9 protein-coding genes and 1 pseudogene are annotated in these 12,373 nt (G+C 68.5%); 2 read left to right on the top strand and 8 right to left on the bottom strand.

The window, feature by feature from the left end; translation table 11 throughout:
* Window positions 1-126 precede the first annotated feature (126 nt).
* The 6 genes from ABT147_RS43415 to ABT147_RS43440 all read right to left on the bottom strand — a co-directional run bounded on the left by ABT147_RS43415 (window position 127) and on the right by ABT147_RS43440 (window position 8,355).
* Window positions 127-885 carry an SDR family oxidoreductase gene (locus tag ABT147_RS43415; RefSeq protein ID WP_316779849.1) on the bottom strand — a complete coding sequence of 253 codons (759 nt, stop codon included), beginning with the start codon at window positions 883-885 and terminating at the stop codon, window positions 127-129.
* The gene (locus tag ABT147_RS43420) at window positions 882-1,670 is read right to left on the bottom strand and encodes an enoyl-CoA hydratase/isomerase family protein (protein WP_351417200.1); all 789 of its coding nucleotides are present in this window, start codon (window positions 1,668-1,670) and stop codon (window positions 882-884) included. Before ABT147_RS43420 ends, ABT147_RS43415 begins: the two co-directional genes overlap by 4 nt.
* Window positions 1,667-3,310 carry an AMP-binding protein gene (locus ABT147_RS43425; RefSeq protein ID WP_351417202.1) on the bottom strand — a complete coding sequence of 548 codons (1,644 nt, stop codon included), beginning with the start codon at window positions 3,308-3,310 and terminating at the stop codon, window positions 1,667-1,669. The genes ABT147_RS43420 and ABT147_RS43425 overlap by 4 nt, the downstream gene beginning before the upstream one ends.
* Complete coding sequence (locus ABT147_RS43430) at window positions 3,307-5,052, bottom strand: CocE/NonD family hydrolase (protein WP_351417205.1); 1,746 nt, start codon at window positions 5,050-5,052, stop codon at window positions 3,307-3,309. The genes ABT147_RS43425 and ABT147_RS43430 overlap by 4 nt, the downstream gene beginning before the upstream one ends.
* A 627-nt stretch (window positions 5,053-5,679) precedes the next feature.
* On the bottom strand, window positions 5,680-7,023 hold the full coding sequence (locus tag ABT147_RS43435) for a cation:dicarboxylate symporter family transporter (RefSeq protein ID WP_351417207.1): 1,344 nt from the start codon (window positions 7,021-7,023) through the stop codon (window positions 5,680-5,682).
* 165 nt (window positions 7,024-7,188) lie between these two features.
* Window positions 7,189-8,355 carry a mandelate racemase/muconate lactonizing enzyme family protein gene (locus tag ABT147_RS43440; protein ID WP_351417210.1) on the bottom strand — a complete coding sequence of 389 codons (1,167 nt, stop codon included), beginning with the start codon at window positions 8,353-8,355 and terminating at the stop codon, window positions 7,189-7,191.
* A 110-nt stretch (window positions 8,356-8,465) separates the two neighbouring features.
* Here ABT147_RS43440 and ABT147_RS43445 point away from each other — a divergent pair, with 110 nt between their 5' ends.
* Window positions 8,466-9,149, top strand: coding sequence for a GntR family transcriptional regulator (locus tag ABT147_RS43445; RefSeq protein WP_351417212.1), 684 nt, complete (start codon window positions 8,466-8,468; stop codon window positions 9,147-9,149).
* Between the two features lie 202 nt (window positions 9,150-9,351).
* On the opposite strand, the gene ABT147_RS43455 is transcribed toward ABT147_RS43445, so the two are convergent.
* Both ABT147_RS43455 and ABT147_RS43460 read right to left on the bottom strand, forming a co-directional pair.
* Window positions 9,352-9,879, bottom strand: a complete 528-nt coding sequence (locus tag ABT147_RS43455) for a DUF6262 family protein (protein WP_351417215.1) — start codon at window positions 9,877-9,879, stop codon at window positions 9,352-9,354.
* Window positions 9,876-12,002 (bottom strand): tyrosine-type recombinase/integrase, encoded by a 2,127-nt coding sequence (locus tag ABT147_RS43460; RefSeq protein ID WP_351417218.1) that lies wholly within the window; start codon window positions 12,000-12,002, stop codon window positions 9,876-9,878. Before ABT147_RS43460 ends, ABT147_RS43455 begins: the two co-directional genes overlap by 4 nt.
* A gap of 60 nt (window positions 12,003-12,062) precedes the next feature.
* Between ABT147_RS43460 and ABT147_RS43465 the strand changes: the two are divergent.
* A pseudogene (locus ABT147_RS43465) lies at window positions 12,063-12,293 on the top strand (IS6 family transposase); the annotation flags it as partial.
* Between the last annotated feature and the right edge of the window lie 80 nt (window positions 12,294-12,373).

Raw genomic sequence — 12,373 nt, forward strand, 5'->3', positions numbered from 1 at the left:
AGTACCTCCCGGTCCCAAGGACCGTTTCGTGACCACTGTGTGTTTTCACATCTGCGAACCGGGTCGGCTGTTTGACTGTCCTCGACGATTTCCTCTTACGGGGCCACTCGTTCGCGGATCTCGCGGTTACCGGATGGAGGATCCGATGGAGATGCCGCCGTCAACGTCGAGGACGATGCCGGTGATGTAGCCGGCGGCTTCGCTGGCGAGGAAGGCTGCGGCTTCGGCGATGTCCTCGGGCGTTCCGGTGTGGCGCATCGGGACCTTGTTGGTGAGCTTGTCGCGTGCGGGGCCGTTCATGGAGGCGAGCATGGGGGTCTCGATGAGGCCGGGGGCGATGGCGTTGGCGGTGATGCCGTAGCGGGCGCCCTCGAGTGCGAGGGTGCGGGTCATGCCGACGATGCCGGCTTTGGCGGCGACGTAGTTGGTCTGGCCGAAGTTCCCGCGCCATGACATGGAGGAGAAGCTGACGATGCGTCCGTAGCCCTGGCGTTTCATGGGGCCGAACGCGGCGCGGGCGCAGTGGAAGCTGCCGGTGAGGCTGACGTCGATGACCGCGTGCCAGTCGTCGTCGGTGATGTCCTCGACGCGGTTGTCGCGGATGATGCCGGCGTTGTTGACGAGTACGTCGAGGCGGCCGAGTTCGGCGGTGACGCCGTCGATCCAGGCGTTGACCTGGGCGGAGTCGGTCACGTCCACCCTGTTGGTGCGGAGTTTCGTGTCGTGGGCGTCGGTTATGGTCCCGGCGGCGTCGGTGAGGGCCTGTTCGTTGACGTCGGCCAGTGCGACGGTGGCGCCCTCGGCGGCGAAGCGGGTGGCCATGGCGAGGCCGAGGCCTTGTGCGGCCCCGGTGATGGCGACGGCCCGTCCGTGGTAGCGGTTCACTTGTTGTCTGCTTTCGTGGTGGGGGGAGCGAGGAAGGCCCGCAGGGCGTCGGCGACGGAGCTTGCCGTCCAGTTTTCGGCGAAGGTGGCCAGTTCCTCGCGCAGGGCGTGCTCGGGGGGGATGCCGTCGATCCGGTGCAGCAGCGTCTTGAGGCGTTGCTGGGCGGGGCTGTTGCCGTCGGCCAACTGGTGGCAGACGCGGGTGGCGGTGGCGTCGAGGTCGGCCTCGGGCACGATCGCGTGGATCCAGCCGGTGTGCGCGAAGGCGGTGGCGGGCAGGAGTTCGCCGGTGAGCAGGAGCCAGCGAGACAGTCCGCGTCCGACCGCGCCGGGCAGCCGGACGCTTGACCCGGCGGCCGGTACGAGCCGTCGGTTGAGGTGGCCGTCGCCGATGAGCGTGGTGTCGGCGGCGACGACGACATCGCAGGCAAGCGCGAGTTCGAGGCCGCCGGCGACGGCGTGACCGTGCAGGACGGCGACCCAGGGTTTCGGGCTGGCCGCGATGCGGCTGAAGCAGGCGGAGACGTCGGCCAGGAATTCGACCGGGTTGTCGCCTCGGTCGTGTAGTTCGAGGAATTGGTGGAAGTCCCCGCCGGCGCAGAAGCTCGGTCCCCTGCCTGCCACGGCGATGACCGCAGTGCCGGGGTCGGCCTCGGCGCTGGTGATCTGCTTGTCCAGGGCTTCTATGAGGGGGATGTCGAGGGCGTTGCGCCGCTCGGGGCGGTTGAGCAGCAGCCATCGGACGGTGCCGCGTTGCTCGACGATGAGGGGGGCCGTGTCGGTCACTGTGCCTCTCGGCTGGAAAGTTCGGTGCGGCGGCGGTTACGCAGCAGGTAGCGCTGGGTCTTGCCGCTGGGCGTCTTGGGCAGGGCGTCGATGAAGTGGATCGTGCGCGGGTAGGCGTGGGCGGCGTAGCGGGTCTTGACCAGCAGCTGGAGTTCGGTGGCCAGGTCCGGCGAGGCGTCGCGGCCGTCGCGGAGGACGACGTACGCCTCGATGACCTCGCCGCGGACGTCGTCGGGTGCGCCGATGACACTGCACTCGGCGACCGCGGGGTGCTGGGCGAGGACGCTCTCGATCTCGAACGGGCCGATCCGGTAGCCGGCCATGATGATGACGTCGTCGTCGCGGGAGGAGAAGAAGAAGTCGCCGTCGTCGTCGACCCGTCCGGCGTCGCCAGTGAGGTAATAGCGGCCGTCGGCGGTGAACTTGGCACCACACTGGCCTGGGATCTGGTAGTCGCGGAAGGTCATCAACGGGCTGGCGGCGACGTCGATCGCGACCCGGCCGAGCACGCCAGGGCCGGCGGGCTCGTCCTTCTCGTCGGCCAGGACGGTCAGGCTCCAGCCGGGTAGTGGCCGGCCCATCGATCCGGTCTTGAGGGGGCGGGCGAGTTCGGGGTGGTGGTGGTTGGCCAGGGGCATGCCGACCTCGGTCTGGCCGAAGTGGTCGTGCACGGCCAGGCCGAGCGCGGCGCCGGCCCACTCGTTGACCTCAGGGGTCAGGGGCTCGCCTGCGCTGGACGCCCGCTCCAGGCGCAGCCCCCGCGGCACCGGGACCGACGAGGAGCGCAGTCCCCGGTACACGGTCGGGGCGGCGGTGAAGTCGGTGACCTGGTGGTCGACGAGGGTGCGCCAGGTCGTCTCGGCGGAGAATCCGCCGGACAGCAGCAGGCTGGGGAGGCCGGCGGCCATCGGGGCGACGATGGCCGCGTACAGGCCATACGCCCAGCCGGGGTCGGCGGCGCACCAGTAGCTGCTGTCCCGGGTGACGCCGAGGCCGTACTCCAGGTAGACCTGCCATCCGGCGACGTAGGAGACGGGGTGGATGACCCCCTTGGGCTTGCCGGTGGTGCCGGAGGTGAACATGTGCACCAGCGGTCCGTCCCCGTTCGTGGTGACGACGGGCACCGGCTCCGGCGACGCAGCCGCGACGAGGTCGGCCAGCGACACGTCACCGTGCTGCGCGTCGGTTCCGGTAACGACGACGCGGCGCTGGGGGTCGTCCGGCATGTCGGGGCCAGGGTCGAGTTTGTGGCGCTGGTCCGGGTCGACGACCACGACGTGCGCACCGGAGCCTTCCAGGCGCAGGGCGATGGCCTGGGGCGCGAACGCGGTGAACAGCGGGACGTAGACCGCGCCGAGCCGCCAGATCGCGAGGATGACGGTGACGAGGTCGGTGCTCTTGCCCATCAGGGTCGCCACCCTGTCGCCCGGACCGACCCCGAGCCCCTGTAGCGCCCGCGCACAGCGGTGCGAGGCGGCGGCGAGATCGCCGTTGGACAGGGTGGATACGTCCCCGGTGCCGTCGACGACGGTGAACGCGACGCGGTCGGCGGGGTGCTGGTCGCACAGCAGCCCGGCCACATCGAGGGAGGAAGCCGAGAATGTCGCGGTCAGTTCGGCGACCCGGTCGGCGGCGCTCACGACTGGTCCTTGCGGTCGATGACCGGCAGGACCAGGCGGCTGGGGTGGTGCGGGCCGTGATGGATGTGGTTGACGGCGGGGATCATCTGCTCCTCGCTCTCCCGGGCGATGACTCCGCCGGTGTTGGTGTTGCGGTCGTAGCGGGGGAAGTTGCTGCTGGAGACGTCCACGCGGATGCGGTGACCGGGAAGGAACACATTCGAGGTGGCGGTCATGTCGACGGTGATCTCGTAGACCGTGCCGGGCTCCATCAGCTCTTCTGTGGCGAGGCCGCCTCGATAGCGAGTGCGCAGGATGCCGTCGCACAGGTTGATCGCTCTGCCGTCAGGGAAGACGTCGACGAGCTTGGCGGTGAAGTCGGTGTCCACCGCCGAGGAGGATACGAACAGGGTCAGGCTGACCGGACCGGTGACCTCGACAGGCTCCTCCAGTACCGGGCCGGCGAAGCACAGGACGTCCTCGCGGCCGGTGACGGTCCGCTGGTCGACCGGGCCGCAGAACCCCGGTGTCGTCGGCATCGACGCCCCGCCGGCCGAGGGAACCGGGCGGCGCGGGTCGTAGAGGTAGGTGTCGTGCCCGGCGCCGGCCGGCGGCTCGGTCGTCAACACCCCGTCGCCATCCGCCGTGTTGGCGTGACCGGCGCTCGACAGGTGGAAGTCGGTCCACCGCGTGTCGGGCAGCGGCCACTCCTGCTCGTCGCGCCACTGGTCGATGCCCATCACGAAGATCTTCACGGGGGCCACGCCGTCGAGAGCGGTGGTGTCGCCGCGGAGCCAGCGGTCGAAGAACTTCACATGCAGGCCGGTCAGGCCCAACATCTGCGCACTGGCCAACGGGCCGAAGGAGCGGTCGGGATAGACCCCGCTCACGGCCATGTGATCCCACGGACCGATGATCAGCCGCTGCCCCTCACGCGCCTGCGCACTGCCCGCCTTCTCGCGGGCGGTGGTGTAGGTGCGGATGGTCTGGCCGATGTAGAGGTCGTACCAGCCGCCGATGTTGAGCGCCGGGACCGTGACGTTCTTGAGCTCGGGTGTGAGCTCCATGGCGTCCCAGTACCCGTCGTGGGAGGGGTGGGCCATCCAGTCGTCCCACCACTTCCCGTACGCCGCCAGGACCGGCACCTCCGCCGTCGGCAGCACCTCGTTGAGCGGCTCCGAGAACAGGACCGCCTGACCGAGCTGCTGCAGCTGGTCCACGGAGCCCTCGCCGGCCGCCAGGGATCGCTGCGCGTCGGCCGCGTACATCATGGCGTTCCACAGCGTGACCAGGCTCAGTGAGAGCGCACCGCCCGCGGAGTACCAGGGCGCCTCGTAGTTGTCGATCGAGGTGAAGGCCGGCGCGATCGCCTTGAGGGCTGGGGCGCCGGTCACGGCGGTCTCCCACTGGACCATGCCGAGGTAGGACGGCCCGTACATGCCCACCGTGCCATCCGACCACGACTGGTCGGCGATCCAGGCGACGGTGTCCTCGCCGTCGGCCCGATCGGCCATATGGGGAACGAACTCGCCCTCCGAGCGGTGGGTGCCCCGGCAGTCCTGCACCACCACCGCGTAGCCGGCCTCCACCAAAGCCAGCAGGTCGGGGATGGCTGACTGACCGAAGCCCATCGCGTCCTTCCCGTACGGCAGACGGACGAGCAGCGCCGGAGCCTCCCCTTCGGCGGGATGCCACACGTTGGCGGCAAGGGCCACGCCGTCACGCATCGGAACCTGGACATCTATCTCGTATAGGTGCTGCATCGGTGCTCCTCGTTGAGCTGACGGCATCGCCCCCGGATTCGGGTACGTTAAGAGGTACGTTCGTACCCTGTCAATTACCGGATGGAAGGTCGACCTCCCGCGATTCACTGGCGCGGGCTCCCCGCCTGCGCTGGCGGACAGATCGCCCGATGACGGGAACCCGGCGAGGGCCCCAAAGCCCGCGAGGGCGTGTCGATGCGTGGCGCCTTGCGCGAGTTCATCAACGCCGCCGCGGTCGAGGGGCGGCTTCCGAACGGGTACAGGCGAGGTGACAGACGGCAGAAGCCCGGGCCCCGGAGACGGCGTCCCAGGTGGCCGTCCGGACGATGAGTGCCGGGCCCGGGCACTTCGTCGAGAATCCAGGGAAGGACCGTTCGAGACGGTCGGCTTCGGCTGACGACGGCGAGGGCGGTGACTGAACCGCCCCAGCGCCTCCATCGTGGCTGTCAGGCGAAAGACCGCGTTGCCTGCCGCAGGGCTTCGAGCCGGATGGCCATCGAGTAGGAGACGCTGGGCGTGCTCGCGGGAAGGGTCCTCATCTGTCCTGGTGTGCGGCGGCCTGGAGGATGCCGCCGGTGGGTGACCTACATGCCGTGGAGGGGTGACTGCACTCGACGACGGGCCCGGCTACTTGTCGGCGCCGACCTTGGCGGTGTCCAGCTCGTCCTGCGGCGCCGTGGTGGTGCGGGAGTCCAGGACCTTGCGGGCCTGTTCGGTGTCGAAGTCGTTCTCCCACTTGCCGATCACGATGGCGGCGACGGCGTTGCCGAGGACGTTGATGAAGACGCGGCCCTCGTTGAGGATGCGGTCGATGCCGACGATCAGGGAGAGGGCGGCAAGCGGGATGTGGCCGACCGCGGTGACGGTGCTGGCGAGGACGATGAACGCGCCGCCCGCAATCCCGGCGGTGCCCTTGCTGGTGAGCATCATGACGCCGACCATGATCAGCTGCTGCTGCCAGGACAGGTCGATGCCCATGGCCTGGGCCAGGAAGAGGGAGGCCATCGTGAGGTAGACCGCGGAGCCGTCCAGGTTGAAGGAGAACCCGGAGGGGATGACGATGCCGACCACTGGCCGGCCGATGCCGAGGATCTCCAGTTTGCGTACCAGCTGGGGCAGGACGGCCTCGCTGGAACAGGTGGTGAGGGCGACGAGCAGTTCGGCCTTGAGGAAGCGGATGAGGCCGAACAGGCTCAGGCGGCAGGCCCGCATGATGGCGCCGAGGACGACCAGGACGTAGATGATGCAGGTCGCGGTGAACAGGATGATGAGGTAGCCGAGCGGTTTGAGGCTCTCGGCGCCGTAGGTGGCGACCACGGTGGCCAGGGCGCCGAAGGTGCCCAAGGGCGCAAGCCGCATCACCCAGCCCACGATGCGGAAGACGACGTCCGACAGTGCCTTGATGCCGCGGGTCAGTGGCGCCCCTTTTTCGCCGGCCATGTTCAGGGCCACGCCGAAGACGATCGAGACCATCAGCGCGGACAGGATCGCGTCCCCGGTGATCGCGCCCAGCAGGGAGACGGGGATGAGGGAGGAGATGAAGCCGGTGAAGGTGGCGTGCTCGGTGGCGGTCTTGGGCACATCTTCGGCGTTCAGTGACGAGGGGTCGACGTGCAGGTTGGCGCCGGGCTGGAAGATGTTGGCGACGACCAGCCCGATCAGCATGGACGCCAGGGACAGCACCAGGAAGTAGCCGATCGCCTTCACGCCGATCCGGCCCGCCTTGCGCAGGTTGTCCATGGAGGCGATGCCGGTGGTGACCACGCAGAAGACGACCGGGATCACGATCATCTTGACCAGGGCGATGAACCAGTCGTTGAGCGGTTTCAGGTCCTCACCCAGGCCGGGCGCGAGGATGCCGACGGCGATGCCGAGGACGGCGGCCAGGACGACCTGGAACCACAGCTCCCGTATGAGACGGCTCAGCCGTGACCGCTGCGGGCGGTCGGCGACGGTGGTGGTGCTTGTCATCGTTGGTGCTCCTTTGCACGACGATCGTGTGTGGCCCCGTCCCGTGGGGGTGCGGGGGACGCGACACGGCTCGGGCGTCCCCGATCTCGTGTGTGGCGCCCGTATCCGGCGGCGCCGGCCGACGGCGCCCGCCCGGTGGCGGACGCGTCCGCGGCGGGGTGGCGGTCAGCTGTGCAGGGCGCGCAGCACCTTGTAGAAGGCGGCCTTGCTCTCGAAGCCGATGCCAGGGGTGTCGGTCAGGCCGACGCGGCTCTTCTCGACGACGGCGTCGTCGGCGAAGCCACCCGTGGGCTGGAACTCGCCCGGGTAGGACTCGTTGCCGCCGAGCTTGAGGGCGGCTGCGATGTGCAGAGAGAACTGGTGCCCGCCGTGCGGGATGCAGCGCCTCGATGACCAGCCGTGCTGACGGAGCATGTCCTGGATACGCAGGTACTCCACCAGACCGTAGGAGAGCGCGGGGTCGACCTGGAGGGTGTCGCGGTCGGGGCGCAGGCCGCCGTAGCGGATCAGGTTGCGGGCGTCCTGGAGGGAGAAGAGGTTCTCTCCGGTGGCGATGGAGCCGGTGTAGTGCTCGGCGACGGTGGCGTTGAGGTGGTAGTCGAGCGGGTCGCCGATCTCCTCATACCAGAACAGCCCGTAGGGCTCGATGGCCCGCCCGTACTCCAGGGCCGTGTTGAGGTCGAAGCGGCCGTTGACGTCGACGGCCAGCCGGGAGCCGTCGCCGTCCAGGACGTCGATGACGGCCTCGATACGGCGCAGGTCCTCCGCCAGGTCGGCGCCGCCGATCTTCATCTTGACGACGTCGTAGCCCAGGTCGAGGAAGCCGCGCATCTCGTCCTGGAGGTCGGTGAGGGTCTTGCCGGGGGCGTAGTAGCCGCCGGCGGCGTAGACGAAGACGGAGTCGTCGGGCTGTCCGTCGCCGTAGCGCTCGGACAGGTACCGGTACAGCGGCTTGCCCTCGATCTTGGAGGCCAGGTCGAACAGGGCCATGTCCACCACACCGACCGCGACCGAGCGCTCGCCGTGCCCGCCGGGCTTCTCGTTGGTCATCATCACGTCCCACGCCTTGGCGTGGTCCAGGCCGCCCTGCTCGTCGAGCAGGCTGCCGGGCTCGGCCTCGAGGAGGCGGGGCAGGACCCGGCGGCGCAGGATCTCGCCGGCGCTGTAGCGGCCGTTGGAGTTGAAGCCGTAGCCCACCACGGGCTTGCCGTCCCGGATGACGTCGCTCTCGATCGCCACGATCGAACAGTCCATGGAGCTGAAGTCGATCCAGGCGTTGCGGATCGATGAGCTGATCGGAACGACGCCCTCGTAGACGTTGGTGATCTTCACTGCGGAGCCTCTCTCATATCTTATAAGATGCAACGCCTGTTAGAGTGAGCTGGTCCGCTGCGGGATGTCAAGGGGCCGGGGAAGCTCCGGAAAGGAACGGTCAGGGGGCCATGGCAGGGCAGAACCTGTTCTTCAGCAAGAGCGACCTCGCCTACGCGGAACTCCGCGACCGGATCCTCTCCGGCACTCTTCCCGCCGGGTCACGAATCGCCCAGTACGACCTCGCCGAGTCCCTCAACATGAGCATCACGCCCCTGCGCGAGGCCATCCGCCGCCTCAGCAGCGAGGGACTCGTCACCGTCGAGACCCACCGCGACGTCCGGGTCTCCGTCATGAACTCGAACGAGGCCCGCCAGCTGTTCGAGGTCCGACTGTCCCTGGACCCGACCGCCGCCGAACTCGCCGCCCAGCGACGCACCGACGACGACATCGCCGCCATGCAGGCCGCCGTCGACAAACTCCTCCCCGTCACCCGCCAATGGGGGGAAGAGGCACTCACGGCCCACCGCGCCTTCCACCAGGCGCTGTACCGGGCCTCGCACAACGACGTCCTCATCCGTCTCCTTGACGACCTGTGGGACAAGTCCGACCGCTACCGGCGCCTCGGCCTCGAACTCCCGCCCGGTGACGAACCCCGCACCCGGGACCTTCAGGAGCACCACCAACTCGTCTCCCTGATCGTGGACGGCCGCGCCGCCGAAGCCGCCCAGCTGATGCGCGGCCACATCACCCACAGCCTCACCGCCACCGCCATCAGTGCCCTCGAAGACCGCGAGAGCATGCGCGTGACGTGACGCGCGGCGACCGGCGCCGTCGTGATGCATGCGGGCAGGGGGGAGGACTGATGAAATTGCGTGAGCTGGAGTTTTTCCTGGCAGCCGTCGACTCCGGCGGCTTCAACCGTGCCCTCGCCCTGCACGTCTCGCAGCCCGCCCTGGGACCTGACATAGTGTTTGGTGGTCTGCCTGCAGCCACGTTGACGGACACCATGTGTGGTCACAAACGAGCGGGGCGGTGGTTCAGCGACCGGGTCATCTCACGATTGGCCGCACGAGCTGCCTCGAGCTCTTCGGTGCGTTCGTCAAGTTCGCCCTGCTTACTCGATAACTGCTGTTCCAGCGTGGCGATCCGCCGCTGGAGGTGATCAACATCGGCCGACGCTCCGAGCCCGGAATCCGCCCAGACCTTCGCCCCGATCGACTGAGACAGCCGCTTTTCCAGTTGCCGCACACGAGCGGCCAGGCGGTTGTTGCGTTCCAGTGCGTTGGCCAGGTCGGTCTGCAGCGAGGCTCGGCTGACTGCTGTCATCGCTCCCTCCCCCGCCGGGGCGGCGGCAGCGGCGTGGACGCGTTCTAGCAGGTCACGGTGGCGGTAGAGGAAGGTACGGTCAACCCGGGCAGCGCGGGCGAGACCGGAGACGGTGATGTCTCCGCCCGTCCGCACTGCCGTGTCGAGGGCCTTGAGGACCCTTTCGCGGCGGCGGGCGGAGTCCGAACGTCTGCCTTCAGTCAATCGGCTGGTCACACGGAGGGCCTTTCAGGACGCGGGTCGAGCACTGACGCAGCGACGCGGGGCATGCCGAGGGTGACGACCTGGCGGCTGCGGCGGACCACGGCGACGGCTTGCTGGATCTGCGTCCGGTCCTCGTCGGTGAGGTCGTCAAGGTCGGTGCGGACGCGCCGGATAAGCCGCCGTACACGACTGATTTCCTCATCGGATGGCCTCGCCTCGTCCCTGGCCCAGGTGTCGGCGCTGAATGCGGCGAGCCGTTCCCGGCTGCGCAGTAGATCGGCGAGGTAGGCCTCCAGATCGGGAAGGTAGGACACGTCGGTGCGGAAGTGCCCGCAGCCCACACAGCGGAAGCGGACGGGGCAGTCGTGACCGCCGGCCGCAACGTTCGACGGCTCGGTGCACACCCCGTACGGCACCGCGACCTCCCCGACTGCGCGGCGGGCGTGCTCGGAGTCCAGCAGGGCCTTTGCCCTCCGCCAGATCCGGTTGCCGTGCCGGTCGAACTGCATCGCGGTGACCCTCTCGACGGCCTCCCGGCGGCGCTGCTCGCCGACCCGGTAATAGCGTTGAGTGGTGGTCAACTGCCGGTGGTCCATGAGTTGGCGCAGCACGTCGACCGGTACGCCGGCGTCCGCGTGCCGCTGGGCGTAGGTGTGCCGGTAGGCGTAGGGGAAGATCTTCTCCTTGTCGAAGCAGAGCTGTTTGGCCACGGCTTTCCCCTCCTCGTGAACGGCCATCGTCAGCGTCACGTCGGGCAGCGCCATGACCCAGTCACGATGCTGGGTGAGCACATCGGAGATCGCCTTGGTCCCCTCGGGGTTGGACACGACGGAGGGCAGCAGCACAAGCCGGCCGGGCGCCGTGGCGGGGAAGCGGGCGCGGACCCGTTCCTGCTGCGTGATGATCAGCGCCGCGGTGGCTTCAGGGATGGGCAGGCGACGGCGCAGGCGTAATTCCTTGTGGTTGTCGTAGAGCAGGACGGGCTTGCCATCGGCGTCCCGGGTCAGGCAGTCGTAGGGCAGGTGGCAGATCTCGAAGGGGCGTCGGCCGGTGTCGATGAGCAGCTCGACGGCGACGCGTACCTCGCGGCTTGACTTCTCTTCCAGGACGTCGAGGTGGGCGCAGAGCTGACGCATCACCCCGTCGGGCAGGTCCTTGCCGGCTTCGGAGTCCTCGGGCTCGTCGGGGATGTCCTGGGTGAGCAGCATGAAGTCGGCGGGCAGACCGTGCAGGGGCTGCCCTGGCCGGGTCAGGCCCATGCTCCGCATCAGGCTGAGCCACTTCCTCACCGCGCGGGCGACAAAGGTCCACGTGTAGGTGCTGATCTCCCCCTGCTCGGCGAGGAAGGCCAGACGGTTGCTGAAGTTGACGATGTCCTGGCGTTCCAGGAGCGCGGGGTGGGCGCCGTGGTCGTCGCGTTGCAGGTGCAGGCTGTCGGAGAGTTTGACGAAGGCGTTGATGTGGGTCTGCATCTGGCCGCGAGCCTGAACGCCGCGGCGCCGGGGCAACTCGTCGCATACGGCGGCTTTGACGGCTTCGCGCAGCCAGGGCTGGCGTACCCCAGTGAAATTGAGGTTTCCGGACCGGCCGAATGCCGCCGCATCCCACACATCCTTGTGCCGCTCGCTCTCGGGCGTCATGCCGAGCCGGCGTGACGCAGTAGTGAGCGCGTTGAGAAGCGCCTGTCGGCGTCGGCACAGCGATGCCGGGTCGAGCTCGTTCAGGGTCGATACCTGCCGTGTGCGCGCAAGTTCGCACACCGGGCGCAGATGCCACGGCGGCGTCTTGGTGCCGCCCCGGATGCGTTCCTGCAGGCCATAGATCACCTCGGCGACCACCAGCGGCGGCAGGCCGCGCAGATTGACGTCGACGAACGTGCTGACCGCCCGCATCGCGCGCCGGAAGGCCTCGTCACCGGGGAATGTCCCCTCCCTGACCATGCGGGTGCGGCGCTGTTTGTGCTGCAGGCAGTAGGCAGAGACCTTCCCTGACCGCTGCCGGTCACACGCCGCAACCTCGCACGTCCCAAACGACGGCAGGGCGTGCACTGCCGGGTGACGCAAGAATTCTGGAAGGTCGAGATCCATCTTGACCCGCTGGTACTGGTGGGCGCTGCACAACTGCTGCGTCGGCACTGTCACGTTGGCTGACCGGTGGAATGATCTTCTGGTAGATCGTGCTGGAGGGGGCTGTCTGTGGGGGCCGTGTCGCCGTCGTACAAGGGGCACCGGTACCCGGTCGAGGTCATCTCGCACTGTGTGTGGCTGTACTTCCGGTTCCCGCTCAGCTTCCGCGAGGTCGAGGAGCTGATGCTGGAGCGCGGGATCGTCGTGTCCTACGAGACCATCCGCCGCTGGTGCGGCAAGTTCGGGCAGACCTACGCCAACTCCCTGCGCCGCCGGCGCCCTCGCCCCGGTGACAAGTGGCTCTACCTTCTTGAACGGGTTGGTCCTCCCGTTCGTAGGGTGAGGACACCCAGGAGAGTTGGGTGTGGCTGACAAGTGGC

Origin of the sequence: Streptomyces sp. NPDC001868 (assembly GCF_040297125.1) — a bacterium.
Taxonomy (GTDB): domain Bacteria; phylum Actinomycetota; class Actinomycetes; order Streptomycetales; family Streptomycetaceae; genus Streptomyces.

Bases quoted from the DNA above. Each gene is read 5' to 3' on its own strand.
- ABT147_RS43430 (WP_351417205.1), bottom strand. From the start codon at position 5,052: ATGCAGCACCTATACGAGATAGATGTCCAGGTTCCGATGCGTGACGGC.
- ABT147_RS43435 (WP_351417207.1), bottom strand. From the start codon at position 7,023: ATGACAAGCACCACCACCGTCGCCGACCGCCCGCAGCGGTCACGGCTG.
- ABT147_RS43445 (WP_351417212.1), top strand. From the start codon at position 8,466: ATGGCAGGGCAGAACCTGTTCTTCAGCAAGAGCGACCTCGCCTACGCG.